Annotated in this window: 32 protein-coding genes, 1 tRNA gene and 2 pseudogenes; 23 read left to right on the forward strand and 12 right to left on the reverse strand. The window is 60.5% G+C overall.

The genetic code is table 11. The features are described from left to right. Positions 1-151 precede the first annotated feature (151 nt). The 9 genes from CK230_RS29885 to CK230_RS34120 all read left to right on the forward strand — a co-directional run bounded on the left by CK230_RS29885 (position 152) and on the right by CK230_RS34120 (position 6,115). Positions 152-1,564, forward strand: coding sequence for a PAS domain S-box protein (locus CK230_RS29885; RefSeq protein WP_176480281.1), 1,413 nt, complete (start codon positions 152-154; stop codon positions 1,562-1,564). Beyond that, complete coding sequence (locus CK230_RS29890) at positions 1,557-1,928, forward strand: response regulator (RefSeq protein WP_095820380.1); 372 nt, start codon at positions 1,557-1,559, stop codon at positions 1,926-1,928. Before CK230_RS29885 ends, CK230_RS29890 begins: the two co-directional genes overlap by 8 nt. A gap of 112 nt (positions 1,929-2,040) precedes the next feature. Further along, a complete protein-coding gene (locus CK230_RS29895; RefSeq protein ID WP_095820381.1) occupies positions 2,041-2,244 on the forward strand; it encodes a hypothetical protein in 204 nt (67 codons plus the stop codon). Positions 2,245-2,633: 389 nt separating this feature from the next. Then, positions 2,634-2,843 carry a cold-shock protein gene (locus CK230_RS29900; RefSeq protein ID WP_095820382.1) on the forward strand — a complete coding sequence of 70 codons (210 nt, stop codon included), beginning with the start codon at positions 2,634-2,636 and terminating at the stop codon, positions 2,841-2,843. 48 nt (positions 2,844-2,891) lie between these two features. Beyond that, the gene (locus tag CK230_RS29905; protein WP_245430104.1) at positions 2,892-3,179 is read left to right on the forward strand and encodes a hypothetical protein; all 288 of its coding nucleotides are present in this window, start codon (positions 2,892-2,894) and stop codon (positions 3,177-3,179) included. A gap of 97 nt (positions 3,180-3,276) precedes the next feature. Next, positions 3,277-3,579 carry a hypothetical protein gene (locus CK230_RS29910; RefSeq protein WP_095820383.1) on the forward strand — a complete coding sequence of 101 codons (303 nt, stop codon included), beginning with the start codon at positions 3,277-3,279 and terminating at the stop codon, positions 3,577-3,579. A 169-nt stretch (positions 3,580-3,748) separates the two neighbouring features. Then, entirely contained in the window at positions 3,749-4,741 is a 993-nt protein-coding gene (locus tag CK230_RS29915) for an HWE histidine kinase domain-containing protein (protein ID WP_348629174.1), read from the forward strand. 158 nt (positions 4,742-4,899) lie between these two features. After that, positions 4,900-5,790 (forward strand): acetate--CoA ligase family protein, encoded by an 891-nt coding sequence (locus tag CK230_RS29925; RefSeq protein WP_245430099.1) that lies wholly within the window; start codon positions 4,900-4,902, stop codon positions 5,788-5,790. Positions 5,791-5,911: 121 nt separating this feature from the next. Beyond that, positions 5,912-6,115 carry a hypothetical protein gene (locus tag CK230_RS34120; RefSeq protein WP_348629175.1) on the forward strand — a complete coding sequence of 68 codons (204 nt, stop codon included), beginning with the start codon at positions 5,912-5,914 and terminating at the stop codon, positions 6,113-6,115. A 28-nt stretch (positions 6,116-6,143) separates the two neighbouring features. Here the strand turns inward: CK230_RS34120 and CK230_RS29930 are convergent. After that, positions 6,144-7,410: pseudogene (locus CK230_RS29930) on the reverse strand (AAA family ATPase); the annotation flags it as partial. Positions 7,411-7,475: 65 nt separating this feature from the next. Here CK230_RS29930 and CK230_RS29935 point away from each other — a divergent pair. After that, on the forward strand, positions 7,476-7,961 hold the full coding sequence (locus CK230_RS29935; RefSeq protein WP_245430100.1) for a universal stress protein: 486 nt from the start codon (positions 7,476-7,478) through the stop codon (positions 7,959-7,961). A 149-nt stretch (positions 7,962-8,110) separates the two neighbouring features. Here CK230_RS29935 and CK230_RS29940 read toward each other — a convergent pair whose 3' ends face one another. From CK230_RS29940 to CK230_RS29960, 5 genes are all read right to left on the reverse strand, one after another. After that, the gene (locus CK230_RS29940; RefSeq protein WP_095820385.1) at positions 8,111-9,187 is read right to left on the reverse strand and encodes a medium chain dehydrogenase/reductase family protein; all 1,077 of its coding nucleotides are present in this window, start codon (positions 9,185-9,187) and stop codon (positions 8,111-8,113) included. Positions 9,188-9,652: 465 nt separating this feature from the next. Beyond that, positions 9,653-9,904 (reverse strand): GlsB/YeaQ/YmgE family stress response membrane protein, encoded by a 252-nt coding sequence (locus CK230_RS29945; protein ID WP_095820386.1) that lies wholly within the window; start codon positions 9,902-9,904, stop codon positions 9,653-9,655. Positions 9,905-9,985: 81 nt separating this feature from the next. Further along, positions 9,986-10,444, reverse strand: a complete 459-nt coding sequence (locus tag CK230_RS29950; RefSeq protein ID WP_095820387.1) for a DUF4112 domain-containing protein — start codon at positions 10,442-10,444, stop codon at positions 9,986-9,988. Next, on the reverse strand, positions 10,437-10,931 hold the full coding sequence (locus tag CK230_RS29955; RefSeq protein WP_095820388.1) for a YidB family protein: 495 nt from the start codon (positions 10,929-10,931) through the stop codon (positions 10,437-10,439). Before CK230_RS29955 ends, CK230_RS29950 begins: the two co-directional genes overlap by 8 nt. Positions 10,932-11,116: 185 nt before the next feature. After that, positions 11,117-11,584 carry a metallophosphoesterase family protein gene (locus tag CK230_RS29960; protein WP_095820389.1) on the reverse strand — a complete coding sequence of 156 codons (468 nt, stop codon included), beginning with the start codon at positions 11,582-11,584 and terminating at the stop codon, positions 11,117-11,119. Between the two features lie 211 nt (positions 11,585-11,795). On the opposite strand from CK230_RS29960, the gene CK230_RS32895 reads away from it, so the two are divergent. Then, positions 11,796-12,116 (forward strand): hypothetical protein, encoded by a 321-nt coding sequence (locus tag CK230_RS32895; RefSeq protein ID WP_141246148.1) that lies wholly within the window; start codon positions 11,796-11,798, stop codon positions 12,114-12,116. Between the two features lie 31 nt (positions 12,117-12,147). Here CK230_RS32895 and CK230_RS29965 read toward each other — a convergent pair whose 3' ends face one another. Further along, complete coding sequence (locus CK230_RS29965) at positions 12,148-12,414, reverse strand: hypothetical protein (protein WP_245430102.1); 267 nt, start codon at positions 12,412-12,414, stop codon at positions 12,148-12,150. Between the two features lie 39 nt (positions 12,415-12,453). Between CK230_RS29965 and CK230_RS34125 the strand changes: the two genes are divergently transcribed. The 3 genes from CK230_RS34125 (at position 12,454) to CK230_RS29985 (ending at position 15,325) form a co-directional block, all read left to right on the forward strand. Continuing rightward, positions 12,454-12,939, forward strand: coding sequence for a hypothetical protein (locus tag CK230_RS34125; protein WP_348629176.1), 486 nt, complete (start codon positions 12,454-12,456; stop codon positions 12,937-12,939). Between the two features lie 69 nt (positions 12,940-13,008). Beyond that, entirely contained in the window at positions 13,009-13,296 is a 288-nt protein-coding gene (locus CK230_RS34130; RefSeq protein WP_348629177.1) for a hypothetical protein, read from the forward strand. A gap of 1,747 nt (positions 13,297-15,043) precedes the next feature. Continuing rightward, a complete protein-coding gene (locus tag CK230_RS29985) occupies positions 15,044-15,325 on the forward strand; it encodes a hypothetical protein (RefSeq protein WP_095820392.1) in 282 nt (93 codons plus the stop codon). Between the two features lie 430 nt (positions 15,326-15,755). Here CK230_RS29985 and CK230_RS33380 read toward each other — a convergent pair whose 3' ends face one another. Next, the gene (locus CK230_RS33380) at positions 15,756-15,929 is read right to left on the reverse strand and encodes a hypothetical protein (protein WP_176480282.1); all 174 of its coding nucleotides are present in this window, start codon (positions 15,927-15,929) and stop codon (positions 15,756-15,758) included. Positions 15,930-16,124: 195 nt separating this feature from the next. Here CK230_RS33380 and CK230_RS29995 point away from each other — a divergent pair, with 195 nt between their 5' ends. From CK230_RS29995 to CK230_RS30000, 3 genes are all read left to right on the forward strand, one after another. Next, entirely contained in the window at positions 16,125-16,466 is a 342-nt protein-coding gene (locus CK230_RS29995; RefSeq protein WP_141246149.1) for a hypothetical protein, read from the forward strand. 97 nt (positions 16,467-16,563) lie between these two features. Then, positions 16,564-16,848 (forward strand): hypothetical protein, encoded by a 285-nt coding sequence (locus tag CK230_RS32900; protein ID WP_141246150.1) that lies wholly within the window; start codon positions 16,564-16,566, stop codon positions 16,846-16,848. A 136-nt stretch (positions 16,849-16,984) separates the two neighbouring features. Beyond that, a complete protein-coding gene (locus tag CK230_RS30000; protein WP_095820394.1) occupies positions 16,985-17,260 on the forward strand; it encodes a hypothetical protein in 276 nt (91 codons plus the stop codon). A gap of 48 nt (positions 17,261-17,308) precedes the next feature. Here CK230_RS30000 and CK230_RS33385 read toward each other — a convergent pair whose 3' ends face one another. Then, a complete protein-coding gene (locus tag CK230_RS33385) occupies positions 17,309-17,461 on the reverse strand; it encodes a hypothetical protein (RefSeq protein WP_176480283.1) in 153 nt (50 codons plus the stop codon). A gap of 563 nt (positions 17,462-18,024) precedes the next feature. Between CK230_RS33385 and CK230_RS32905 the strand changes: the two genes are divergently transcribed. Both CK230_RS32905 and CK230_RS32910 read left to right on the forward strand, forming a co-directional pair. Continuing rightward, on the forward strand, positions 18,025-18,345 hold the full coding sequence (locus CK230_RS32905) for a hypothetical protein (protein WP_141246151.1): 321 nt from the start codon (positions 18,025-18,027) through the stop codon (positions 18,343-18,345). Between the two features lie 78 nt (positions 18,346-18,423). Further along, positions 18,424-18,606 carry a hypothetical protein gene (locus tag CK230_RS32910; protein ID WP_141246152.1) on the forward strand — a complete coding sequence of 61 codons (183 nt, stop codon included), beginning with the start codon at positions 18,424-18,426 and terminating at the stop codon, positions 18,604-18,606. Between the two features lie 63 nt (positions 18,607-18,669). On the opposite strand, the pseudogene CK230_RS30010 reads toward CK230_RS32910, so the two are convergent. From CK230_RS30010 to CK230_RS30020, 3 genes and pseudogenes are all read right to left on the reverse strand, one after another. Further along, positions 18,670-18,958 (reverse strand): annotated as a pseudogene (locus CK230_RS30010) (hypothetical protein). Positions 18,959-19,055: 97 nt separating this feature from the next. Further along, positions 19,056-19,421, reverse strand: coding sequence for a 4-fold beta flower protein (locus CK230_RS30015; protein WP_095820396.1), 366 nt, complete (start codon positions 19,419-19,421; stop codon positions 19,056-19,058). A gap of 487 nt (positions 19,422-19,908) precedes the next feature. Beyond that, positions 19,909-19,983, reverse strand: a tRNA-Gly gene (locus CK230_RS30020). 1,159 nt (positions 19,984-21,142) lie between these two features. Here CK230_RS30020 and CK230_RS30025 point away from each other — a divergent pair. Genes CK230_RS30025 through CK230_RS30040 form a run of 4 tightly spaced genes read left to right on the forward strand, consistent with a single transcriptional unit; the run spans position 21,143 to position 24,643 of the window. Then, positions 21,143-22,282, forward strand: a complete 1,140-nt coding sequence (locus tag CK230_RS30025; protein WP_245430103.1) for a transporter substrate-binding domain-containing protein — start codon at positions 21,143-21,145, stop codon at positions 22,280-22,282. Next, entirely contained in the window at positions 22,279-22,863 is a 585-nt protein-coding gene (locus CK230_RS30030) for an ANTAR domain-containing protein (RefSeq protein ID WP_095820398.1), read from the forward strand. The genes CK230_RS30025 and CK230_RS30030 overlap by 4 nt, the downstream gene beginning before the upstream one ends. A gap of 8 nt (positions 22,864-22,871) precedes the next feature. Continuing rightward, the gene (locus CK230_RS30035) at positions 22,872-23,720 is read left to right on the forward strand and encodes an ABC transporter permease (RefSeq protein ID WP_095820399.1); all 849 of its coding nucleotides are present in this window, start codon (positions 22,872-22,874) and stop codon (positions 23,718-23,720) included. A 2-nt stretch (positions 23,721-23,722) separates the two neighbouring features. Further along, positions 23,723-24,643, forward strand: a complete 921-nt coding sequence (locus CK230_RS30040; RefSeq protein WP_095820400.1) for an ABC transporter permease — start codon at positions 23,723-23,725, stop codon at positions 24,641-24,643. The last annotated feature ends 1 nt before the right edge of the window (position 24,644 follow it).

Below are 24,644 nucleotides of genomic sequence, written 5' to 3' on the forward strand. Positions count from 1 at the left end.
AATTTCGCGAGCGAATCGGAGGCTGTGCGGAAACTCGGCCACGGCAAAGAGGATGGGAACAATGTGGGCATTCTGCAGTTTGGCGTTCATCCATGCTGAAGGTCGGTTATTTGGCCGCGAGTGCGTGCCGGCCATGAGCCGGAGACCGCGCGTGCAAAATGGTGACAAACAAGACGAACAAGGCGAAGGTCAGCGGCCGCTCAGTGACAGCGACCTATTGCGGCTCATCTTTGACAGCGCGACCGACTTTGCGATCTTCACCACTGATCCCAACGGGATCACCACAAGCTGGAACGTGGGTGCCGAACGCGTGCTTGGCTATGCCGATGACGAGATCATCGGGAAGTCTGCCGATGTAGCCTTTCCTCCGGAGGAGGGCGGAGTTAGCGCCGCCGCAGAGGAGCGCCGGATCGCACTCGCCGAAGGGCGAGCCGAGGACGAGCGCTGGCAGATGAAGAAGGACGGCACGCGGTTCTGGGCGTCGGGGCTGCTGATGCCGCTCGCGGACAGAACCCAAGGTTTCGTCAAAATACTACGCAACCGGACCGCCCAGCACCGTGCCGAAAAACAGCTTCAGCAGAGCGAAGAGTTATTCCGCGTCCTCGCAACCAATGTCCCGCAGCTAGTCTTCCGCTCGAAGGCAAACGGTGACCGGACCTGGGGTAGTCCACAGTGGAGTGTCTTCACGGGCTTTTCCTTTGCAGAGAGCGTCGGCTTCGGCTGGCTCGATGCCGTCTATCCTGAGGATCACGACGCGACGATGATGGCCTGGGCTGAGGCGCCGACCAAAGGCGAATACTATTGCGAGCACCGCATCCGCCGATCGGTCGATGGCGAGCACCGCTGGCACCAGACCCGTGCCGTGCCGTTGGACTACGCCAGCGGCACGGCACCCGAATGGGTCGGCACCTCAACCGACATCCACGACCTACGCACGCTGAAGGACCAGCAGAAGGTGCTTTTGGCCGAGCTTCAGCACCGTACGCGCAACCTCATCGCGGTTGTCCAATCACTCGCACGGCAGACGATGAGGTCAAGCGCGTCGTTGGACGAGTTTGCCGAGGATTACGAGAGCCGGTTACGCGCGCTTTCGCGCGTGCAAGGATTGCTCGCGCGCGCCGACCATCAGCCAATCGACCTGCGCGAACTGATCGAAGGCGAGCTCCACGCGCACGGCGATGGAAGCGTGGACGGGGGCAACGTCACGATCGAGGGGCCGGCGACGTCGTTGCCGGCGATCTCAGCGCAATCCGTTGCGCTAGCGCTGCACGAGCTCGCGACGAACGCGGTGAAGTACGGCGCTCTTCACCAGCCGTCGGGCCGGCTCGCCGTTAGCTGGAACATAGAGCACGACGGGTCGAAGGCACGCGCGAGACTTGAATGGCTCGAGAGCGGCGTCACGATGCCGGAGGGCGGCCCCACGCGGAAGGGCTACGGCAGTGAATTGCTCGAGCGGGCGCTTCCCTACGAACTCGGCGCTAAAACTAAGATCGAGTTCGGATCGGACGGGGTGCGCTACGAGATCGTCGTGCCGGTGACCAAGGATGAGAAGCAACATGGATGAGCCGCAGCCCGATGCCCTGCGGGGCCGCTGTCTTCTTGTGGTCGAGGACGAGTACACGATCGCTGCCGACCTCGCCAGGGCGCTGGAAGGCAGAGGCGCGAACGTAATCGGCCCGGTGGGCTCAATCGAGGATGCGCTGGAGCTGCTCGGGGCGGAGGACCGGATCGACGGCGCCGTGCTCGACATCAACCTGCGCGGCGAACGCGCCTACCCTATCGCAGACGCGCTGCGCGAACGTGAAGTGCCCTTCATCTTTGCCACGGGTTACGATGCCTGGTCCATCCCTGAAGCGTACGCCGAAGTGCCGCGCGTCGAGAAGCCGGTAGACACCCGAGCGCTCGCACGCCTTCTATCGCTAAGCTAGTCGTCGCGGTGCCTGTTCCACAGGCGGCCCTTCGTCTGTCGGGGTCGGCCAGCTGCGTGGCGGCATTCGACTTTCACCGTGTAAAGGCGTACGGTCCCCTCCCAGGGACCAGATGGTTACCCCTGAAACCCTGCTTGAAATACTGAAGCGCCACGTTCTGCTGGGAGAGCGTCACATAGAGCGCCAGCACGCTATTATTCAGCACCTCACAGAGCTAGGCGCTCCGATCAAGCAGGCACTGGAATTGCTCGATTTGTTCGAAGAGATGCAGGCGTTACACGTCGCCCATCTGAGGCGGCTGGAAAGGGCGTCTTAGTCCTGCAACTTAGATGAATGTGGGAACGCCACGCTCTGCCGTATGCGGAGCAGTCCGCGTCATTGGAGCCATCATGAGGGTTTTGGGCGCCAGCCCGGATCATGGCCCGCGCTATCGCCAGCTCTGTTTCGACCCTTGCATTTTCCTTCTGCGTCAGGCGATCAGCCGCCGCAGCACGCGCTTGGCGAACAGTCCGGCCGTTTAAATTGTCGTTGTAAACGAGCGCCTTGCGTGGAAGGTGATTCAACCCTATATGTCAATTATCGATGTTTGCTGTTGAATTTGTTTTTGCGCTCCGGCGCCCGACGATATCCTCTCAAATTCGATCAATGTGACGTTTGGTATGTCGCCAGACGCAGATTTCTATGCCGATTTGAAAGGAAATCGCCATGAATACTGGAACCGTAAAGTTCTTCAACACGACCAAGGGCTTCGGCTTTATCGCTCCTGAAACGGGCGGCGCGGACGTGTTTGTCCATATCTCGGCTGTAGAGCGCGCCGGTATGCGTACAATCGTTGAAGGCCAGAAACTGAACTTCGATGTCGTGCAGGACCGCCGTAACGGTAAGAGCGCGGCCGAGAATCTTCAGGCCGCTTAAAGGAATCGCTCCTGGCCTTGACCACGGATGTACTGGCAATGGCCGTTGATGGTTTTCGAAAGGTCGGGCTCGCCCGGCCTTTTTTGTTTTAAGGATGATCTACAAATGTATAGTGCAATTGCAGAAGCGGCGTTCAAGCCCAAGCCGACCGTAAGGGAAAGCAAGGGCGATGCGACCACACAAGCTGCCCGAGACATATTGGACAAAGAGACCGCAGATCGCGAGTCGAAGACACAGCGGCTCAAGCTGGCGCGCCTCGCCAAAGAAGCTGCAGAGCCTGTCGCTTCGCCAAAACTGAAACGCGCTTTGGCGAGAGGCGTCCGTCGCCGGGCTTAACCAGATAACATCGGGCGAGAGCCTGGTGAGGGACGTAACGTGTGGGAAGGTGACCGCGCGAGCAAATTTCAATCACCAGCACCCCCGGCGGAAAACGATGGACCATAAGTATTCGAACGCGCGAGGTCATTTCTTCGCGGCGGTAAGGGCGCTGGCTGCTTCGTCAGACAGCATTCAAGCCCGGCTGATCGACGCGAACGAGAGCATCCTGAACGTGACCCTTGACGAGTTTGAAGGCGATCGGGAGCTCAAGATCAAGTTTGCACGCATTCTCGACCTCCTTGCCGTTGACGACGATGACATCGTCTCCACTGTAGTCGAAACAGCGGCGCACATGACAGATTTTGAAGCTGTAAAAGTTGCGGACCTAATCTGTGACTTTTGCTTCGAGCTGATTTGAACTGGCCCCGGCGATTGTCGCCCGCTCGGCTTCTGCGTATTGGTGCCATAGCTCCGCGATATCCAAGGAGACTGGCCTGCCAAGGCAGCAAGCTAATCGACCGCAGTGTCATGCGATTGTGAGCCGCGCCCTTGAGTATTAGGATGATCCCGATAACCGCGGAGCCCCCATGGTGAACCTGGAAGACCTCTACCGGATCCTGAGGACCGGTCATGTGCAGTCGCAGGGGGTCGTGGACACGGTCCCAACACCTCTGGTGGTGCTGGACGGCGCCCTGTGCATCCAGAACGCCAATCGGGCGTTCCTCCGAACCTTCAAAGTGAACCGCGACGACACCATCGGGAAGCATATTTACGACCTTGGTGATGGTCAGTGGGATGTTCCCGAATTGCGTCGTCTGCTCACCGACGTGATCCCGAAGAGCACCGCCGTCGTCGACTATAAGGTGGAGCACGATTTCCCCGGCATCGGAAAACGGACCATGCTGGTTACCGCGCGCACCATCAACCAGGACGATAACGGCACCACCATGTTGCTGTCGCTCGCCGATGCTACCGACAGGACCCGCAGAGAGGCCGAGTTTGAAATTCTCTTCGGCGAGCTTCGGCACCGGATGAAGAACCTCCTCGGACTGGTGCGGGCTCTCGCTAACCAGACCAAGGCCGAAGGCGTCTCGGCCGAGGCTTATCGAGAGGCTTTTCTAGGTCGGCTTACAGCCATTGTGGACGCCAACGACCAAGGGTTCGTCGGCGGCGGCGATGGAGACCTCGCCGAGCTAATAGCGCGTACGCTCGAACCGTTTGCAGCAAGCCCGAACGCCATAAAAATCGACAACGGTCCGCCTGTTAAGCTGGATAGCAAGAAATTGATGTCGCTCGCGCTCGCACTGCACGAGCTTGCAACGAACGCCCTCAAATACGGAGCACTGTCCAAAGCAGGCGGACAAATTCATGTCCTTTGGGAGGTAGAGCAGGCCGAGACCCCGCGCCTCCGGGTCACTTGGACCGAAAGTGGGGGCCCTCGGGTGAGCCCTCCTACGTCTAGGGGCTTTGGAAGCCAGTTGATCCAGTTGGCAATAGCATACGATCTGAATGGCAAGGTGGAACCTACTTATGCGGCCACCGGTTTAATGGTGGAGATGGTCATTCCGCTCACGACTTGAGTCCGCCAGATTGAACGCCGAGTGCAAAAGACGGTCCTCATCGTGGAAGATGAATTTCTGATCGCGATGGACCTCAAATCCATGCTCGAACGGCGGGGATGGCGTGTCATCGGGCCGGTCGCGAGTGTGCCGGCGGCAGCCCTGCTGTTGGAACGTGAATGGCCTTCCGTCGCCTTGCTCGACGTGAATTTGGGCAACGAATTGGCCACTCCGGTATCGCCGTGCCGCGAACCATTGTCGCCAGGTCTGTCCCGGAAGTGGCGCGGGCAGGCGGCGATCTTCTCGAAAGCTCGGAAAAAGTGGTCGCCAAATTGTTGTCGACGGTGGTTTCACACAAGTCCGATGTCGGCGGCGTGGTCCTAGACATCGCGACCGCCGAGAAGGCCGCGGAGGCCGCGCGGTCGATCGAGACACGCTTGAGCGCGCAGGCGGCGGGGTCGAAGCCGGACGGCTACACGGTGCAAACTATGGTCGCGCGCAAGCATGCGCAGGAACTCATTTTGGGCATGAGCATGAATCCCATGTTCGGGCCGGTCATTTTGTTTGGCGCCGGCGGTACGGCTGTCGAGGTTGTGAACGACACCGCGATCGCCCTGCCGCCGCTTGACGACGTGCTGGCCGCAGACGCGATCGACGCGACCAGAATAGGGCGCCTGCTTGCCGGCTATCGCGATCGCAGGCCAGCCGACCGAGCCGCGATCATCGCCGCGCTCAACGGTCTGTCGCAAATGATCGTCGACTTTCCCTGCCTGGTGTCCCTCGACGTCAACCCGCTGCTGGCGGACGTAGAGGGTGTGATTGCGCTCGACGCCCGCATCGAAATCGACCCTCGCCGGGTGGATGAAGCGGCGCCAAATCCGACTCTTGTGATGAGACCCTATCCGTCGGGATGGAGTCGCGATTTTCTCTCCGACAGCCTCTCTTTCCACATCCGGCCGATCATGCCGGCGGATGTGGCGCTCTATCCCGCGTTCCTGGCCAGGATTCGCCCGATGATCTGCGGCTACGGTTCCTGTCCCTTAGGAAGAACTTTCCCGATCAGATGCTGAAGCGGCTCACCCAGTTCGACTACGATCGAGACATCGCCTTCGTCGCGCTGGAAAAGGACACGGGCTGGCCGGAATCCGCCGGCTTTCCTGCGACCCCGATCACAGGGCCGGCGAATATGCCTTGCTCGTTCGGTCGGATCTTCAGGGCCATGGCCTCGGATGGGACTTGTTGAAACAGCTGATCTGTTATGCGAAGGCTGACGGCATCGGTCGTATCGAAGGCATAATCCTCACGAAAATAGCAAGATGCTCTCAATGTGCCGGGAGTTCGGCTTATCGATTGCGCACCATGCTAGCGAGCCGGGACTGTCCGTGGCGACGCTAAAGGTCAGCTAAAGCGGCGATAATGTCTATCATCCTGTCTTTCTCAAGCCGACTGCGGTTGAAGCCGTGCCTTCAGTCAAGGCCACCGTCTCGGCGGTGATTTCGGCCACCTTGCGGTCCGCCTCGATCTTGTGCCAGGTCAACGCACCGGCGTCGCGCTGCAATTGCCGCGACAGGATGTCGACGGTGGCATCCGACGGGCCGCCCTTGCGTTCGCTGACGCGACGCCAAAGCACAGACGGATCTGCCGCCAGCCAAAATCCGGCAAAAGGAACGTCTGCCTCGCTCGCGGCGCGCTCGATCCTGTCGCGATCCTCCGACCGGTCGAATACAGCGTCGGCGACGACAGAACCGCCTTCGGCAAGGATCAGCTCCGAACGCCAGGCGATCTGGCGATACACGCGTTCCGACACGCCGGGCCGGTAGGCCTTGTCCGGCAGCCTGGTTTCGGCAGGCACGCCATGCATTGCGGACGCGATCGCTCTCGACGATTCGGGCGCCGGGCGGTGCTCCGATCCGCGGCGCAAGCGCTTCTGCGACCGTCGTCTTGCCCGAGCCGCTCAGACCGCCGATCGCGACGAGCCGAGGCGGCGTTTCGACGAGCAAAGCCTGCGCGAGCCGGAGATAGGATCGCGCTTCGGCGACCAGCTCTGTCGAATCCTGGCTGCCTTCCTCGACCTGCGTCGCCGTCACGTGAGCGCGGACCGCCGCCCGAACCGCCATGAAGAAGGGGAGCAGGATGAAGCCGTCCTCGTCGTCGGCGTCGTCGAGGTAGCGGTTCATCACCAGATTGGCGAACTCCGGAAAGCCGCGATGCCATAGGTCCATCAGCAGGAATGCGAGATCGTAGAGGACATCGACGGTGGCGATCTGATCGTTGAACTCGATGCAATCGAAGAGGCGAGGCTCGCCGTCGAAGACGCAGATGTTGCGCAGATGCAGGTCACCATGGCAGCGGGTGCGGACCCGGCCCGTCGCCTCTCGCCGGTCAATCAGCCCGGCATGGCGGGCGAGGGCGGCGCGAAACGCCGCGTTGAGCGTTTCAATCTCCGTTTGATCGAACACGTGACTGGTCGCAAATCCGGCCGAATTGATTGCAAGCACGCCTCCGATGTTCGCCGATCCGCCGCCGGCATGGATCACGTCGGCGCCGCGATGGTATTGCGCAATCATGCGCGCCACGCCCGTCATCAATGCGGAGGTCAACGTCCCGGCAGTGGCCATGCGATCGAGGAGGTTCGACTGATCGAAGCGAACCATCTCGATAACGGCGTCAACCAGTTCGCCCGATCCATCCAATACCGGATGAGGTCGTTGGCGGGCGCGCGCGTTACGCCAATATAACCGTCCTTGGATCGGATTTGCTCGCGAGCCATACGCTCAAGGAGAAAGTTATCGAGGGAACGCTGTTTTCGTCCGGGAAGCCAATCCTGCTTGTCCCCAAAGGAGCAACCGTGACGCTGAAGCCGAAACGCGTCCTCGTCGCGTGGGACGCCAGCCTGGAAGCGTCGCGCGCCTTGCGAGAGTCGCTCGACACTCTTTCAGGTGCCGACGAGGTGCGGATAGTCATGGTCGACCCGATCGAGGACGAACGGCATCACGGCGCGGAACCCGGGGCGGACGTGGCGACCTATCTCTCCCGTCATGGCGTAAAAGTAACTATGGACCGACTGCCGAGTTCAACCCACTCGATCGCCGACGTGCTCCGCCAGCACGCCGTCGACACTGGCGCCGAGCTCATGGTCATTGGCGCCTACGGCCATTCCCGGCTGCGCGAGAGGATTTTCGGCGGAGTGACTAGATCGATGATCGAGAACCCGGGGCTGCCGATCATCATGGCTCGTTAAAAGCTGAGTCCGGCGAGAGGCGAAATCGAACCTAGGCTTCGCTGTCCGACACAAGAAGCGGCGTACCAACCGTCAGCGGCAGCTCGATGAGCGCGTCGAAGCGGTCGTTGAAACGGCCAAGGCCGACGTTGGCGGCGGCTCTTCATGGTTCAAAGGCTCTGCTCCTGCTCGGCGATACCTTGTCGGGAGGCCAGCGAATTGCAGATCAGCACGAGCTTGCCCTTAACGCCTCCCTGACCGAGCAGTTCCTGGGCGCGACGAGCCTCGGTCAATGGCATCAGCATGGCCACCATCGGCTTGATCTTTCCGTCGCGAAGCAGCTCAAGCAAGGCGCCGAGATCGTCGCGGAACCAGGCGAGCTTCCACCGTTTCAAATATTGTATGCTGTAGGGGAGTATGCGTCGTCGACCTGGTGAGACGAAAGCGCAGACCGCGTACCAGAGAGGTCGCAATATCCCGCGTAGACGATAACGTAAGCCCCCTGCCAGTCGGCCCTTCTGCAGAAATGAAGTGAAGCCATAGGCTATGACGCGGCCACCGGGCCTCAGAGCCCGAAACGACCGCCAGACATTGGCTTCGCCGACCCCGTCGAAGACGACATCCACGCCGCCGTTTGTCAGGCGATGGATCTCTCTGACGAAGTCGGCCCGTTCGTAGTCGATCGGCGTGGCCCCGAGATCGCATACGATCTGATGATCCGCAAGAGAGGCAGTCCCGTACATCTCTAAACCTGCCAGGCGGCCAAGTTGCAGCAGAGCCGTGCCGACTCCACCGGCCGCGCCATGAATGAGAACCCGTTGACCCGGTGAAGCATGCCCAAGGCGATGCATCATCTGATAGGCCGTAACGTAGTTCAGCACGAGGCTAACTGCCTCGGCCGGATCAACGCCAGTCGGAACCGAAGTGAGTTCATCTTCAGGCAGGCAGATGAACTGGGCGTAGCCGCCATGAATGGGCAGCGCCGCAACCAGTTTACCGAACATCGCATGGGACGCACCCTCTCCAGCTTCGTCTACGATGCCCACAATGTCCCATCCTGGCGTGAATGGCAGCGTCGTCTTTTCTGGATGGATCCCCTCCCGCATCAACAGCTCTGCGAAGGAGACGCCGGCGGCGATTATTTGCACCCGCAACTCACCGGATGCCGGATGGGGCGCGTCTTCCTCCACGATCTCCAGAACTTCAGGTCCGCCATGGTGGCGAACAACGACGCGCAGAGACTTCATAGCGGGCTCGGTCCAGATTGGACTCCTCCCCTGAGGCAAACTCAGACTAAAGGGTAGCGCGCGCGGGTGTGAAGCGATTTGCTCCAGATCAAACCCACCAGAAATCGGTCGCCACCCACGAATAGCTGCTTATTCGCGCAGAATGACATTGCGACGCAGGCTCGACAGGAGCAGGTCAGTTGCCATTAGGCGTTGGTGGAAACAAATGTCCGTTTTGGCAAATGATCCCGACCTGGCAGTTTGAACGTCTGATATCCTCGTTCTGGAGCCGGAAGCCGTCATTCCGCTTCCGGCCCCAAGGACGACATGGCAGCTATGCGCCGCATGGCCGTTGAAGTCCGCTCTGCCAACGCCCGTAAGCGGCCTTGCTGCAGCCAACACCACAGGGCCTTATTTTGAAAAAGCGCGTGATCGCCTGCACCACGCGCTTGAATGACACGATAAAGTGTGCTCGGTCTTCTTGGTTCAGCGTCTGACCATTCGGGCAACAGCAATCAAAATACATGCGCCGATAAAGCCGGCGACAAGATAGCCAAGCCATCCGGTCAAGGATAGGCCGAGCAGTCCGAGAAGAAGGTTAGCGACAATGGCGCCGACAATTCCTAAAATGATGTTCATGAGCACGCCCATGTTGCTCTTCATGAACATCTCTGCGAGCCAGCCGGCGATCCCGCCGATGACGATAGCCGCTACCCAACCGACACCTGGATTATCCATGTTTCCCCTTTCCTAGAACCGAAATGGTTCGGCGGGAAAACGTGCGATAAACCAATAAAGTTCCTCGCGGGTATATTGCCATCAGGCCGGGTGCTTTGCCGGGCGGCGGCTGCTGATGTCCGCCTTAGCCAGGTGCTGACGAAGCAACCTGATGTTGCGATTATTGGCCTTAAAATACACGTCGAAGATTGAACCCAGAATAGGTACGCTTCCTACAACCGTATCAAGCAAGACGTTCCCCAACATCCTTGCGACCAAGAAATTTCCGGCACCGCAGCTTCGGGCGCGCAACACGATATAGGCCGACACGATGCTGGTGGCTGCGTCTCCGAGGATGGGCACCAGACCTACTAACGCATCCAGACCGAAACGAATTGAGGTCCCGGGAATGCGCCAGCGCGAGTCGAGCATGGCCGCCAAAAAATCCAGTTCCGCAACGACGCTAGCTGCCTTGCCGCCCCCATGACCCTGGCCACGTATTCCCCCAGGCCCCGTGCGAGTTAGCATATTCGGCTGACGGATGACTGTCGTTCTAGACATCGTTTTGCGTGGTTGATTTAGGTTGCGTTCCGTTCAGAGGCACGTCGTCAAGCAAGGTTGTCTCACCGGAGCGTTGGGTGGGCTCTGGTGGCAGTGCACCATTTGGCGTCATCTTGTTGACGGCCTCAGGCAGATCCCGAGTGATCCTGCGGACGAGCTCCTCGCGCGACAGGCCGGTCTGCATCGACAGTGACGTCAGAGTGCCTTCGTCTATTGCCGCTTCCACCTCCTTCGCCTCGATTGGCTGGTTCGGCCCAGTGCCGAGCCAGGAGTCCACCTTGGATCCTGCTCCCGCCTCTCTGAACCGATCTAGGATATCGCCGAGCGCCGTCCCCGAAACGCCTTTGGAAATCGGATCTAAAATCCCGCCTTGCGGGTCGTTTGAATTGCGATCTCGCGCCCCACGGATCAACTCGCCGATTTTGTCGCGATTTTGGTACGCCAGAACGCCAAGCATCGCGATCGCCAGTCTTCCGAGATTCGCCATCAGGTACCTCCATATGTTCGAAGGAGAAGGGCTTAGCCTCGCAAAGGTTCCGGCGGGTGATTTCGAACCCGAGCACGTCGACCAGGCTGTGACGCATCGGCCGCATCTTGCCGCGCCGCATGAGCGATCGCGCACGGACGGTGCCTTCAGCCGAAGCTGGCCGTCCCGCTTGGAATGCGAGCGGTTTATCCGCTACTTAGATCGTGTATGATCGGCTGCAGGCCATCAGGCCTGATATCGACGGTCGCAAGCGTGATCGGCAACCTGAAACGACGGTGACCAGCGCTCCCCGGATTAAGGTAGAGCACACCGTCAACGGTTTTGAGTTTCGGCACATGGGAGTGGCCCGACACGACCATGTCGACACCGAGTGCTGCTGGTGAGACCTGCAGTGTTTTCAGATCATGGAGCACGTAGCATGTTCGGCCTGCCAGCCGTACCAACACCGTGTCGGCGTAGTTCGCAGCCCACTGAGCTGTATCCACGTTGCCTCTGATCGCGGTGACCGGTGCGATCTGCTGAAGCGCGGCAGTAATATCGGGACTGCCGATGTCGCCGGCATGGATGATGTGGTTTACCCCAGCCAGGCGTCGTTCCGCCTCAGGCCTCAGCAGCCCGTGTGTGTCAGAGATGATGCCTATCCTGAATGTCATTGTCCGCCGTTATATGGTGAGCACATCGAGGTCAGCCGCAATACGGCTGTTCGGAAATGCCCGCACGGCTCCGTGCAATAGGCTTTTGCCAGGCGATCGGCCGTCGCTTCCAGGAGCGGGGCCAGCCCTTTTTGCTGACATTGACGACCTTAGCAACATTAGCGGTAAGTGATATAAAGGCTTCTGAGGGCCAAATGGAGGGAGATAAACAATGTCTACATCACGTCGTGCATTGCTTTTTATGCTAGGTACAAGTGTCGTGCTGCACGTAGCATTTATGGGCGTGGCATCTGCGAAGGGCGGCGGAAAAGGTGCTGGCCGTGATGGTGCGACGGATGCCAAAGCAACCATCGCTCCAAGCGCCAAGGCCAACCCCGCGCAGGTAAGAACCTATAAGACTTTCCAGGGCAAAGAATGTCGCCGAGATTATGCCCGGCTTTGTCCCTCGAAGCCCATTGGCAAGTGCGATCTGCAAGGCAACATCGATCAATTGTCAGCCCCCTGCAAGACATACGTTCAACAGCACTCCTAAGCCAGAACAGCCCAGCGCCGAGTGGGAATACTCAACTCTTTATGCTCGGCGCTGGAGTTCTCTCTCGGGGCTCAAAACTCAGCCGCTCCACGGTGGCAACAATCGCAACCGACAGTGCCTCGGCCTCGTCGAGTAGCGTCGGGCCATAGTGCCCATTCACCTGCTCCTCGCTCTTCAGCACGCCTGGCGGGCAATGCTCCTCGATCGTCGCGCGGATCATGCGCAGTGCGGCGCGGCAAGCAGGGTCGTTTTCCATAACCAAATAAACATTCAATTTTGCTAAAATGTTCCGGAACAAGGTAGCGGCCCGCGTCTTGAACCGCGTTGGGTTGGGGTTGTGCGGTGCGTCTCACTTTCTCAAGCCGATGGAGCCCTAACTAGTCGAGCAGCACCGAAGGGGGATGGGTGGTCGCACGAGATTAAATTCGACGGGTACAGAACCCAGCCTATCAAGGACGAGGATGCCATCCAGCTCTATACGAAGACCGGCATCAACTGCACGAGCAGATATCGGCCGACCGCGGCCGAAGCGGCAAATCTTAAGGCCGAAAGTTTCATCATCGAAGGCGAGATGATCGTCACGAATTATGCCGGACTCTCGGACTTCGATGCCTTGCGTTCGGCCATCACCAGGCGCCCGCAAGACCTCTACCTAGTGGCTTTCGATCTTCTCCACCTCAACGGCCACGACCTTCGCGACATGCCGCTCAGCGAGGGACGTGCTACAGGCGCTGATCCCGGCCGGCGGCCACATCCAGTTTTCGGAGTCGCTGCCGGGCACTGGCGACGCTGTTTACCACCTCTCTTGCGAGGCCAACCTTGAAGGTATCGTCTCGAAGCGGCTGGACAGCGTCTACCGCTCCGGCTCGACCATGAACTGGCGTAAGATCAAATGCTCATGGAGATCATCGGTATGCAGCGCGAGCGTGGAAAGCCGGCGATGGTGCTGATGGCCGACAAGGGCCGTTACATGGGCGGCGCCTTCGTCACCTTCAGGGCCGACAAACGCCAACAGCTATGGGACAGGGTACAAGGCAAGACCGGTGCACCGCCGCCGAAGGGCCTCAAAAAGGAAAAGGCGGAGTGGCTGAAGCCGGGGCCTTTCGGGCAGAGTGCGGTTCCTGAAGGGCGAAGAGAAACTTCGCCACGCAATGCTGAAGGATTTCTGGGAGGACGATGATGGCCGTGGCTAAGAAAGACCAGAGCGCGTTATCTATGCCTGGATGTACGGCCAGCAGGCGCGCAAGGACGGCAAGGAACGGGCCGTGCCGGAGTATTGGGCGGAGCATGCCGCGGCGTGGTTGCAGGGTTTTGATGGCGGCCGCTCGGTGGCGAGCCGACCCGGTAAGTGAAAGCCTTGAGGCAGAGCTGGACGAGAGTGCGGTGGGGCGCACAGCCCTCATCAATGACGGATCCTGATGTAGGCGACACCCACCGTCTGGCTTCTTGGTGGCCCAGTCCGGCACACGTCGAACGTTACCCTATCCTGGTCCGCAGGAACCTCGACCAACCCGCTCGTACAGAATCCGTAGTCATCTGCCTCCGCAGATAAGGCGGAGCCGATATAGAACGATGTCTGGGGCGGATAGGCGAAAATAGTGACGACGACGCGCCGAGGAACGACAACCCAACATGGTGCAAACGTTGCACACTGCGCTATCGCTCGTTCGAGCTTCCCTCCCTTCGAAAGTACAACATCTGCTGAGTACGCCTCCCGACGAAGTGCAAGGCTTGGCCTGGTGGCAGAGATGGTCAGCGAGCATAGCAAACACGCAATGCGCCGAATTCTGTTCGCCATATGCCGCCCCCAAGTGATTTGCGGGATCATATTGTAAAGGTGGCAGCAATGAGGACGGGCTTCAGCCGGCGAGTTGCTGCGGCCGGCTCGTCGGTCGCGTGAAGTTCCTCAAGGGCCAAGACTTTGCGTCATGCCTCCCTCAAAGATTTCGTGATGAGTCGGCTTGAAGGTCTGCTAGTGGAACATCGAGACACGGGCCAAGTTTGATCAAACAGCCGGCGCGAGGCTGGACTGCCTCCATCCGCGCGTCGCGTCGGGTGCCCACACCCGATAAAGAGCCCGTCTGGCACCCATGGCAGGCGGGCTCTTTCACGACTGTGAAATGGACCATCGCAGGTAGCGCAATGAGACCTCAGTCCTCATTGCAGCACAAGCGGTTATCGAAGATTATTGCTCCACCGCCGATGGTTGAAACCACTTATCCTCGGGGAGAGATGTCGGTGGCAAGCCCGGCTCGCAAATCCTGTGTCACCTCGATCGGCGAGCCGGGTTGTGAGGCTGGGGGCATGCCGGGATTTTCTTCGACCTCGCCCATGGCGGGGATACCTACCACGACAAGCAAGGAACCAGCCTGCACGACCTCAGGGTGGCCAGGCAAACAGCCGTGGCGATGGCCTATAGATTGGCGGGAGAAGCCAAGGGCCACGATGTCGTCTGCACCGTCAGCGACATAAACGGCAGGCAGGTCATCCAGTCACGAAGCAAGCGTGACGCCTAAAAGTCGCAGGGTCAGCCCGTGGCAATCATGGCCGGCCGGCCCTCTTCCTCTGAGCGATTATATTGGCCTCGCGCAGCAGCGAGGGCCACTCATAGCCTAGAACCGCAATCAACCCTTTCGCTTCCTCTACCGAAATTCCGGTTTCTTCCATCAAGCGCTGGGTGATATAGGCCCTGGCGTTTTCCGGCCGGCCCGTCGTCTTAGTCACGGGAACCTCCTATTGAGATTCAACCCGCCGCCTAAACCCTTGTTCCGCTTCAGAGGACACGCATTACTCTGCTCGACCAGGTGCCGCCGCGTACCGCGCCCTAGGCCTGGCGCGAGCCTAGCTTGGAAGCACTTGTCATCTGACAAGCAGTGAGGAATATAATCCTTCCCCGGAGCGGCGAGCTTTTCAGCACGAGGATTGCCATGGGCAAGGAATATCCATTCTCGAAAGCCACGCTCGGCGGCAAGCTTGCGGCCGGCACAGGCTTATCCGTCTACTGTCTCACATGCGGGCGAAGAGCGGTCCTGGACGTCGCCGAGCTGGTCAAGCGGTTCGGGCCGGACCAGCCCTGCCTTCATTGGGATCTGCTGAAAATCATCTATTGCCACGAATGCCGCCGCGCCGACCGCGACGATCGGAAGCTGCAGTTCACAAACCATGCCTTGACGCCGGAGCAGCGGAAGGGCTGGACGCCTTGCCCATAATTTTTCCGCTGTTTGCTACAGAACCGGGCGATTTCGCTTCCTCGGTTCCGGCAAGCTGTTACACGGATTTGCAGCCAATGCGGCTAAGCGCCAGTCTCTTTGGCACATCTCCCTTGCCAGTAGTTCATTGCGATCATCATGGGCGGTCGCTCGACCTTTCTTCGCGGCAAGCAGATAGTCGGCTCTGTTCGTTCGAAAGTCTTCTTTGTTCGCAGACATCGTTTCCTCCCGGATTTCCGCAGGCATTGCCCTCCTTCTGGCCTGACGGGGAGACACACAAGCTGCCGATATATCGCGCGAGTCCACCAATTGAGGATTGTGTAGAACGATATATCCGGGCAGCGGCTCAATCATGAGCAATCTGGCTGCGCAGGCGGTCTATCGTAGTGAAGAGGCATTGTGGAGCAACTCACCCAAAGGATCACATGCATCATCGAATTAGCGAGCGTTTAGACGCTTGGATCAGCTTCGCCTTTCGGACTAGAGACGCCCAATCGAAGCCCAGCAACATGATCAGTTCGAGGGCCTGCGCTTCGGAGATACCAGTGTGGTCTGCCAGCTGGCGAACGTGTTCGCCCAGGCTCTGCTTGCCGTCGCTTGTCATTGCGGTTCCTTCCGCAACGACAACCCTATCATAGGTTAATGGTTCCGTCGGCTAATTCCGAGCTCAGTTCTTTCATGCTGGCGATCAACCCCAGGCGACTATTTTGACAAACCGCTGGCATATACGGGAACAAAAATATCATAACGCATGTTAATCGCAGCCATATGTTCCAGCCTGCAAGAGCGGGCGGCCGCCATGTTCGAAGAGTACCGTCGCACACGTCAATCTTTCCACGACAAGCAGGTTCTCGATTTGTCGAGAGATGCGATAAATCGATCTATGGAACTGCTGCGTAAGACAAAGCCAGCCACGAGACGCGCGCGAGGCATCCAAGCCCATGTCCAAGAGCTGAGGGACGTTGCTGGCGCTCACCGGGAAGTCTTCATTCTGGACGCCCCAAACGGCGAATACTGCGTTGCGGTCTACGACCTGTTTCGAGAGCCAATCTTCCGCGCGTTCCCCGACAATGCATACGCGCGGATTTTCGCCATCGCGCAGCGCAAGCGGCTCGGCCTCGACAAGGTGACCCGCATTTAATTCCGGTGGTATGAGGGTCCTATGTCTGGCTTATTCGGAGGTTAGCCGCAGATGGCCACCCCAGCGACGAGGCGGTCAGGCCACGAGCAGCATTAGCATGTCACTCATCTTGACGGCTGCGCAGTTCGGCATCACGGCCGGAACCACGGGATTGAACAAGCTCGCCGATATCCGCGGGCAGTTCGCCGGCTCTCCTCAGCTCACCGCCGCCCGCCTCCTGCAAGGGCGTTTGCGCTTATTTCGAGAGTGCTCCGGGTTTCCATCCACCGTAACTCTGGTACTGGCCAAACGTTCCCGCATACTGCTTTCGCAAGGCGGCTTTAACCCTTGTGAATGCACCGTCCAATCCATGCTGGCATGTAATCGGGATGCGACAAACTGATGAAACACGCCGACTGGTCACTAGCCTTGGCGACAGGCAGCGACGTAGCCGTTCCAGCATCAGGGAAACTCACGACCTCGTTGCACAAAGCCACCGGTTGATTGAGCAGTCCCGGCAAATCCTGGAACGCGCCCGAATGCCAGATCATGTGGAACAAACCCGTCGTCTGGCCGGTTACGGCCCAGGCGATGCGGTCGAATGCACACCGGAGGGTGATGGCATGCAGAGCCAGCTTCACCCGGCAGATGGCAAGGCCGTCACGATCACCGATGTCGGAGACGAGTGGCACGTCCTCGTGGAAGAGCCAGGCTGCGTGACTGTAGTTCGCTCATTCAACATCAAGCAGTATGCAGAGAGCTATGCTGACGGGCAGAGGATAAGGCTTCAACTCGACAGTGTAACCCGCGTCTAGCTCACCGCGGAACATGAATTCGGCTAACTAGATGCCGCTACCTGCAGCCTAACGATCTGGGATCGGTAGAATGAACGTAGCCAGTGCCAATCCGGCCATCAGAGCGCTCGCAGCCATCCGGATCACGTCACGCTGCCGCCAGCGCCAGATCGCGTTCGCAAGCATTACGACGCCGATCGCGGCGAAGTAGAGCGGGATCATCCGAATTTTACCCTGGGTCAACTCACTTATAATTCAGCGCTCAATTCAAGCTATCCGTCCACCGACCTGTCCAATGCGTGGACCGCAAAATTCCTGCTTGGAAGTGCATCCCAGCCGAGACATCGTTCTTTCGGGCAGGCGGCAATCAGCCTGGAGATGAACATGCACGGCACCTTCGAACCGCGTCCAGTGCGTATCGTCCGCGCGGACAACACCTGGACTCTTAACGAGAGTGAACTTCTTCGTCAGCATTGGCCCGATATCGCCAAACTTGGGATACTCCTTCCCCACAGGACAGAGCTCGCTCTTCAGTACATGGCGAAACGTTGTGGCGTGGTACCACCGAAGGACCAGAACACTGGACCGGGGCACAGGAAAAGACGCTGCGGCGCATGGCGGCGGCTAACCCGGAGCCAATCACATGCTGAACGTCCCTGTTCGGGCAACCGCCGAAGGCATGCCCAAATCTACCCACCGTCGGTTTATCCGTCGGCTGTCTTGCTCTCGCCGCTGCTGGCGCAACCACTACGAAGGCTGGAGCAGCCCCGGCGATGAGGGCGAAGATGTCGCCCAAGCTGCGCGCGGTCATCAAGGCGCACAAGAAGGCGCATGCGTTCTGGCTTAGCGTTTGCGGCTGCACCGATACGCTGAAACTCGGGCGGGAGGCTACGGCTGATGAAGAAGCGTTATGGGACAAAGGCAACGACGGCGAGTATGCCGCCCTTTGGGATGTTTGCCGCTTCCCCGCCCGTACGACGGCAGATCAAGCCGCAAAAGGGCGATACTTGCGTAAGTTCCATAGTTGGAAATTCGGCTATCTCGAAGAAGATCAGGTCGATGCGCTGATGCTCTCGATGATCGAGGCCGGGAAAGGGGCGAAGTAATGAGACCCCCTTCTTGATCCGCAATACTCTGGCAACGAGCCGGTCGACGTTCTCGATCGCGCTCTCGATCTGCTCCGCGTGGTCCGGCTCGCCGTCAACGCTTTCGATGCGGATCTTGAACCCTGGCTTGCTGGCGGGGTCGAAGTCGTCGGCAATGATGACCGGGAAGGGGATGACGAGCGGGAACTCGATGACGAGCGCGAGGCTGATCCGGCTGACTACGACTGCCCGGACTTCATACAAGGAGGGCAGGGCGCCTGAGGCTATGACGCGTACGTGTCGCATTTGGCCCGGCTGCTCAGGTGGCCGGGCTTTTCATTTCTGTCACGGGACGCGGCCAACCGGTTCGTCGCACTTGTAGACCGGACAGCGGCCGTCACGGGTCGGGACATAGGCCGACATTGGCACCTGAGGCCAGTCGCACTCGTTGCCGAATTGCCTGACATAGCGGTCATAGGTGTTGGGGCCGGTAGTCAGCACGACGGCGCGCTTGCTCTGGATCAGTTGCTGGAGCTGCTGAGCTCATCGTGCGGGTGTCAGGCCTGGCCTCACTGAGCCTGGTCGCGGCAAGTAGAATCGCTGCTGTAGTCAAAGCAGTTAGTGGGATGGACATGGGCGGTATCCTCGATCGGGCAGGGCCGGGCCTTCGATCCTCCCAGGAAAGACTTGGTACCGCAACTAGCCCGGCGGCTTCGGCTTCCGCGCCTTTCTTACGATCGAAGGTACTCCTCAAAATCCAAAGCTGACCACCCACCGAGTGGAACCGGAGGCGGCAAAGTCGTAAGTGGCGTAAGAGGTCTCAGAGGTTGCAGCGGCTTCAAGGGTTTCAGCGGCTGCACGGGCTGCAAAGGAGCCAGCCGGCCCTTCGGCGGGTAGCCGTTGCCGAACGCTACCGGCAGTCCAGTTCGGTCCATCAGTGTCGTGTAGTCTACCGGTCCCAGCCAAGCTACATCGGAGGCCTTGAAGACGTTCCCGCCTCTGACGAGCGCAACGAACTTCAAATCCCGATCGAAGATATTCCCGCTGTCGTGCAGCCAGGCGACAAGACCGCAGTCCCGGCCGAAAAGAGCAATCATCTCGAATTCCTACCCCCGCGAAAAATCTCGCAGGAAATAGTCAGTCACGCAATCGACCACGTAGCGGTAGTTTTTTAGGGACGGTGCTCGCCGGGGTGATCGCACAGCGGCTCATCGCTGGCTGAAAACTAGTAGGGATGCCCCCACCAGTTGGCCCGGCTGCTATGTGGCCGGGCGCCTGCGTGAGACGGACGTGAACCGTGAAGCCGGGATGCTAGTTTTCATGTTAAGGGCCTAGGCATTTCCCCAACAGATATGGCCCCTCCGTCTCAGGCAACCGACGGCTTTGCCAACCCCCAACCCGCACCCAGAGCCTCGGTTGCCCGCCTTCGATTCGCTAGGGCGTCGGGCTGAACGCACCGAACCCGAGCCGTAGCGGCATTGCCAAGCGCATGATAAGCTAAGCCGTTTATCATTGAGATGACACATCCCTGGCTCAGCCCGGCTGCTTAGGTGTCCGGGCTTTTTTTCTTGCCTAAGAAAGATTTGGTGCACTCGGCAGGGCTCGAACCTGCATCTGCCCGGGAGGGTCCCGCTCTGTCCTGACTTGAGCTACGAGCGCTGTTTTTGGCAGCCTAAAAGAACAGGGCCGCCCCGCTCGATCAATTTGGAGTTGGGGGGTACCGGCACATCCATTGGAAGTAGGTCGCCAAATACTCGCAGGAAGAGGGACGCTACCTCGCACACAACTTCCCAGCCCAATTTGAAGCGTTTCATAGCTTGTCGCTGCGCCCCCTAGATTAGTGGATACGTCCTGCCTAATCGCACGTCCCATGTAGGCTGAATTGCGAACCGACAGCGACGTCGGAGGTGGCGCGAGTTTCAAATCCGTCGATGGCGCCCTGCTCAAGCGCCAAGCACCTATCTCGCCTGCCGTTGAACCGCCAAGTCCCTGAACGTTACGCGCGACCAAGAGCCCGCACGCGAGGCTGCATCCCGCGCTGGCAACCGACAATCAGAGGTTTGCGCCCGAATTTTTATTTCGGCCTGGCCTAGTTGAACTCGGCTTCGCGTCAGGTTCGGTGTGGCGTTGACCATCAGCCTGGCTATGAATGCCACGTCACGTAGACGACCACCGGACAATTGACCTTGCGCCTGTGTGAGGGCAGCTGCGGAGTTGAGGGCGCGCCGATCGAGCGCGTCTGATGCTCTGCCAGCCCTCGGTGAACTCCTGGATCATCGCGAGGCCTATCACCGGCGAAGCGAGCGACAGCAGCTCGTTGCGGATGGGCCGTTGGAATGCCAGTTATCCGCCGAGCGCGAGCAAAACCTGACAGTCAGCAGCCGGCCCCAAAAGATGACATGGCAGCTTGGCGCCTGATCGCGGTCGTGGAGGTCAGCCTTGCCGCTTCACGAAAGCAAACATACCGGCGACCATTTGGGCGTCGTGACCACGCCAGGCGTTCCGCCTTGCCGGATTGGCACTGGCCGACTGGCACGCGTTCTACCGGCAGCCTTCAGTAACCCAGCCCAAACGCAGAGTGTGACCTGACCTGCATTTTCTTTTTCGAAGCCCATCGGCTTAGTGAGCTAACCTTCGAGCCTTTTGCAGCCATTCGCGCGCGGGGCCGTTGACAAGCGTGCGTCTGCTCGTGTTCTATTTCGCAAGCGCACATCTCCCGCGTAATAGATCGCGCCCGGCAACGCCGGGCAAGGGCAGCATGGCCCCGCCGCGTCTCAGCTGGGATGCGTGTGGGGCCTTTTATTTTTTTGAGGTCCGGGTGAAGACATTCAGGGTCGGCATCCTTTATTCGACCACCGGTCCCTACGGGGCGATCGGCCGCGACTGCCGCGCCGGCGCCGAGTTCGCGATCGAGGAACTGGAGAAGGCCGGAGGCGCTGCCCGCATCGAGCCGGTCTTTGGCGACCCGGGCGGCCAGCCGGAGCGTTACCTCGACCTGATCCGAGCCATGCTGCGCGGCAATCAATGCCGCAATGTGATCGGCACCATCACCTCCCTGTCGCGCAAAGACGTCATCCCGCTGGTGGAGAAACATGACGGGCTGCTCTGGTACATCTGCCCCTACGAAGGCTTCGAGGCCAACGAGAACGTCATCTACACCGGCGCCTGTCCCAACCAGCATCTGATACCGCTGTTCGACTACATGCTGCCCCGCCACGGCAAGCGCGTCTATCTCGCCGGCGCCAACTATGTCTGGGGCTGGGAGATGAACCGGCTGGCGCGCGAGCTTCTCACGCGCGCCGGCGGCGAGGTGCTCGGCGAGCGTTACCTGCCGATCGAGGAGACCGATGTCGGCCTCCTGATCGCCGACCTGGAGCGCCACCGGCCCGACTTCATCTTGAACAACATGATTGGCCCGTCGAGCTACGCCTTCCTCGCCGCGGTGCGCCGGCTGGCTGAGCGCGATCCTGCCTTCGCGCCGGAACGCTGCCCGGTGCTGAGCTGCGACCTGACGGAGTGCGAGCTGGGCGAGATCGAGCCGGGCATAGCCGTCGGGCAGCTCTCGGCAGCCTCCTATTTCGAAAGCCTGGAATCGCGCGAAAACCGGATCTTCAAGCAGCGCGTCGCTGCCCGTTTCGGTGCCGGGCGCCGCGTCTCCGGCTTCTTCGCCGGCGCTTATGCGGCGGTGAAGCTCTGGGCCGAGGCGGTCACAGAGATCAGCCGCGACGACCCCGCCAGCGTGCGCGGCTTCCTGCACGCCAGACCGCGGCAAACCGTGCTCGGACCGCTCGCCATCGATCCACGCACCAATCATGCGGCCCTGCCTTTCCATCTCGGCCGCATCAATGAGCAGTCCGGCTTCGACGTCATCGCCTCGCGCGGCGCGATCGTCGCCGATCCTTACCTTGTCGGCACGCTGGCCAATGAGCACGCTCCGCATTTGAGGGTCGTGCAATGACGCGGACGCCGAATTTCGTCTCATGGCGCGCCGCGATCCTGCACCGTGCCGATGACAACATCGAGCGCCTGACGCGCCAGCTCGAACGTCTGGGCGTAACCGTCCTGGTGCAGTGGAAACCGCTCGATCTCTCCGAAACGCCGGCCGACATCGTCCTGGTCGACGCCGACCAGGGTTTTGACGATCTCTTGCCATGGGCCGGCGACGCCGCACCTGTCCCGCTGGTGGCGTTGCTCGGCTCCGAAGCGCCGGGCCGCATCGCCTGGGCGCTCGAAAAGGGCGCCGGCGCGCTCATCGCCAAGCCGGTCGTCGCCTCGTCGGTCTATCCAGCGCTGGTGCTGGCCACCCACGCCCATCACGAGCGAACCGCCGTCAGGGCGCGCATAGCCGGTCTGGAGGAACGTCTGCGGCTGCGGCCGATCGTCCACGACGCGATGCGCTCGATCATGGCGGCACAAGGCGGCGATGAGACCGGCGCCTATCGCACGCTCTGCCGCCTCGCCATGCAGCGCCGGCTCACCGTCGAGCACGTCGCGATAGCAATCGTCGCCGGGCACGAGCCCGTGCCGCGCGCGATGTAGGCTAAGGCATGCGGGTTCTGCGCGAGCTTGTAAGACGGCCTTCCGCCCTGTTCGGGCTGATCGTGGTGGTGATCGTTCTGCTGGCGGCGATCTTCGCGCCATGGATCGCCCATTTCTCGCCGGACGACCAGCTTGCCGACGGCCTGTCGCTCGAAGGCGCGCCGCTGCCGCCCGGCGGCGGTCATTTCTTCGGCACCGACACGCTCGGCCGCGACCTCTTCGCCCGCGTGCTGTTCGGCGCCCGCACGTCACTGATCATCGGTCTCGTCGCCAACGGTGTCGCCGTCGCGATCGGATTGCTGGTTGGGCTGCTCGCCGGCTATCTGCGCGGCACCGCCGGCAATCTCCTGATGCGCTTCACCGACCTGATGATGGCGTTCCCGGCGCTGCTGCTGGCGATCGCGCTGGCCGCGCTCTTGAAGCCCAGCCTGTGGATCGTCGCCATGGTGATCGCCCTGGTGAACTGGGTGCAGGTCGCCCGTATCGTCTACACCGAGACGCGCGGCCTTGTGGAGCGCGACTTCATCCTTGCCGAGCGGTCGCTGGGCGCCGGCAATAGCCGCATCATCGTCTTCCACATCCTGCCGCATCTGATGCCGACGGCGATCGTCTGGGGCACGCTCGGCATCGCCACCACGGTTCTGCTCGAGGCGACATTGTCGTTCCTCGGCATCGGCGTTCAGCCGCCGCAGCCCTCCTGGGGCAACATCATTTTCGAGAGCCAGAGCTACTTCCAGGATGCGCCCTGGCTGGTGTTCATCCCAGGCGCGATCATCCTTGCCACGGCGCTGTCCTTCAACCTGATCGGCGATGCGCTGCGCGACATACTCGACCCGACGCAGCGCGGGAGGCTGTGACGATGGCCTTCTTCCTCGCCCGCCGCCTCGTCCAGGCCGTGCTCATCCTGCTCGGCGTGGCAGCCATCACCTTCCTTCTGCTCTATTTCCTGCCAGCGGACCCCGCCGTGCTCATCGCCGGGCGCTCCGCGACGCCACAGATGGTGGCCGCCATCCGGCATGAGCTCGGCCTCGATCAGCCTCTGGTCATGCAGTTCCTGCACTATGTCGGCAACCTGCTGCATGGCGATCTCGGCCGCTCCTATACGCAGAAGACCGAGGTGCTGCCGCTGATCCTGGCTCGGCTGCCGGCGACGCTGGTTCTGATGGCCGCCGGCATCGTCGTCGAGGTGGCGCTCGGCCTGACCTTCGGCATCATCGCGGCGGTCCGGCGCGGCGGCTTCGTCGACCGCGCCATCATGATGCTCTCCTTCGTCGGTGTCTCGTCGCCGCAATTCGTCGTGGCGCTGCTGCTTCTTTACGTCTTTGCCGCCACGCTCGGCTGGTTCCCGATGTCGGGCTTCGGCACGGCAAGGCATGTCGTGTTGCCGGCGCTCACGCTCGGCGTGCTCGGCGCCGGCTGGTACGCGCGCATGGTGCGATCCGCCATGATCGAGGTGCTGCGCCAGGACTATGTGCGCACCGCGCATGCCAAGGGTCTCAGCGGCGGCCGCGTCGTACTCGGCCATGCGCTGCCCAACGCGCTGTTGCCGATCATCGCCATGGTCGGCATCGACATCGGCCAGTTCATGAGCGGCGTGGTGGTGGTCGAGGCCGTCTATGGCTGGCCCGGCATCGGCCAGCTCGCCTGGCAGGCCATCCAGCAGGTCGACGTGCCGATCATCATGGGCGTCACCCTGGTCTCGGCCTTGGCCATCGTGCTCGGCAACCTTCTCGCCGACTTCGTCGCCCCGTTCGTCGATCCCCGCATCCGCAGCCAATAAC

This window comes from Mesorhizobium sp. WSM3859 (genome assembly GCF_002295065.1).
In the GTDB taxonomy this organism is placed as follows: Bacteria; Pseudomonadota; Alphaproteobacteria; order Rhizobiales; family Rhizobiaceae; genus Mesorhizobium.

Excerpts from the sequence above, each read along its gene's own strand:
- CK230_RS29915 (WP_348629174.1), top strand. The coding sequence starts at position 3,749 with ATGGTGAACCTGGAAGACCTCTACCGGATCCTGAGGACCGGTCATGTG.
- CK230_RS30015 (WP_095820396.1), bottom strand. The coding sequence starts at position 19,421 with ATGATTGCTCTTTTCGGCCGGGACTGCGGTCTTGTCGCCTGGCTGCAC.
- CK230_RS32900 (WP_141246150.1), top strand. The coding sequence starts at position 16,564 with ATGTCACTCATCTTGACGGCTGCGCAGTTCGGCATCACGGCCGGAACC.
- CK230_RS29985 (WP_095820392.1), top strand. The coding sequence starts at position 15,044 with ATGGGCAAGGAATATCCATTCTCGAAAGCCACGCTCGGCGGCAAGCTT.
- CK230_RS32895 (WP_141246148.1), top strand. The coding sequence starts at position 11,796 with ATGTCTACATCACGTCGTGCATTGCTTTTTATGCTAGGTACAAGTGTC.
- CK230_RS32905 (WP_141246151.1), top strand. The coding sequence starts at position 18,025 with ATGTCGCCCAAGCTGCGCGCGGTCATCAAGGCGCACAAGAAGGCGCAT.
- CK230_RS30035 (WP_095820399.1), top strand. The coding sequence starts at position 22,872 with ATGCGGGTTCTGCGCGAGCTTGTAAGACGGCCTTCCGCCCTGTTCGGG.
- CK230_RS30040 (WP_095820400.1), top strand. The coding sequence starts at position 23,723 with ATGGCCTTCTTCCTCGCCCGCCGCCTCGTCCAGGCCGTGCTCATCCTG.
- CK230_RS30030 (WP_095820398.1), top strand. The coding sequence starts at position 22,279 with ATGACGCGGACGCCGAATTTCGTCTCATGGCGCGCCGCGATCCTGCAC.
- CK230_RS29925 (WP_245430099.1), top strand. The coding sequence starts at position 4,900 with ATGGCCTTCCGTCGCCTTGCTCGACGTGAATTTGGGCAACGAATTGGC.
- CK230_RS29960 (WP_095820389.1), bottom strand. The coding sequence starts at position 11,584 with ATGACATTCAGGATAGGCATCATCTCTGACACACACGGGCTGCTGAGG.
- CK230_RS29890 (WP_095820380.1), top strand. The coding sequence starts at position 1,557 with ATGGATGAGCCGCAGCCCGATGCCCTGCGGGGCCGCTGTCTTCTTGTG.
- CK230_RS29950 (WP_095820387.1), bottom strand. The coding sequence starts at position 10,444 with ATGTCTAGAACGACAGTCATCCGTCAGCCGAATATGCTAACTCGCACG.
- CK230_RS33385 (WP_176480283.1), bottom strand. The coding sequence starts at position 17,461 with ATGATCCCGCTCTACTTCGCCGCGATCGGCGTCGTAATGCTTGCGAAC.
- CK230_RS29895 (WP_095820381.1), top strand. The coding sequence starts at position 2,041 with ATGGTTACCCCTGAAACCCTGCTTGAAATACTGAAGCGCCACGTTCTG.
- CK230_RS29905 (WP_245430104.1), top strand. The coding sequence starts at position 2,892 with ATGGTTTTCGAAAGGTCGGGCTCGCCCGGCCTTTTTTGTTTTAAGGAT.
- CK230_RS33380 (WP_176480282.1), bottom strand. The coding sequence starts at position 15,929 with ATGACAAGCGACGGCAAGCAGAGCCTGGGCGAACACGTTCGCCAGCTG.
- CK230_RS29945 (WP_095820386.1), bottom strand. The coding sequence starts at position 9,904 with ATGGATAATCCAGGTGTCGGTTGGGTAGCGGCTATCGTCATCGGCGGG.
- CK230_RS30000 (WP_095820394.1), top strand. The coding sequence starts at position 16,985 with ATGCCAGATCATGTGGAACAAACCCGTCGTCTGGCCGGTTACGGCCCA.
- CK230_RS29995 (WP_141246149.1), top strand. The coding sequence starts at position 16,125 with ATGTTCGAAGAGTACCGTCGCACACGTCAATCTTTCCACGACAAGCAG.
- CK230_RS29910 (WP_095820383.1), top strand. The coding sequence starts at position 3,277 with ATGGACCATAAGTATTCGAACGCGCGAGGTCATTTCTTCGCGGCGGTA.
- CK230_RS29955 (WP_095820388.1), bottom strand. The coding sequence starts at position 10,931 with ATGGCGAATCTCGGAAGACTGGCGATCGCGATGCTTGGCGTTCTGGCG.
- CK230_RS29940 (WP_095820385.1), bottom strand. The coding sequence starts at position 9,187 with ATGAAGTCTCTGCGCGTCGTTGTTCGCCACCATGGCGGACCTGAAGTT.
- CK230_RS29900 (WP_095820382.1), top strand. The coding sequence starts at position 2,634 with ATGAATACTGGAACCGTAAAGTTCTTCAACACGACCAAGGGCTTCGGC.
- CK230_RS34130 (WP_348629177.1), top strand. The coding sequence starts at position 13,009 with ATGCTCATGGAGATCATCGGTATGCAGCGCGAGCGTGGAAAGCCGGCG.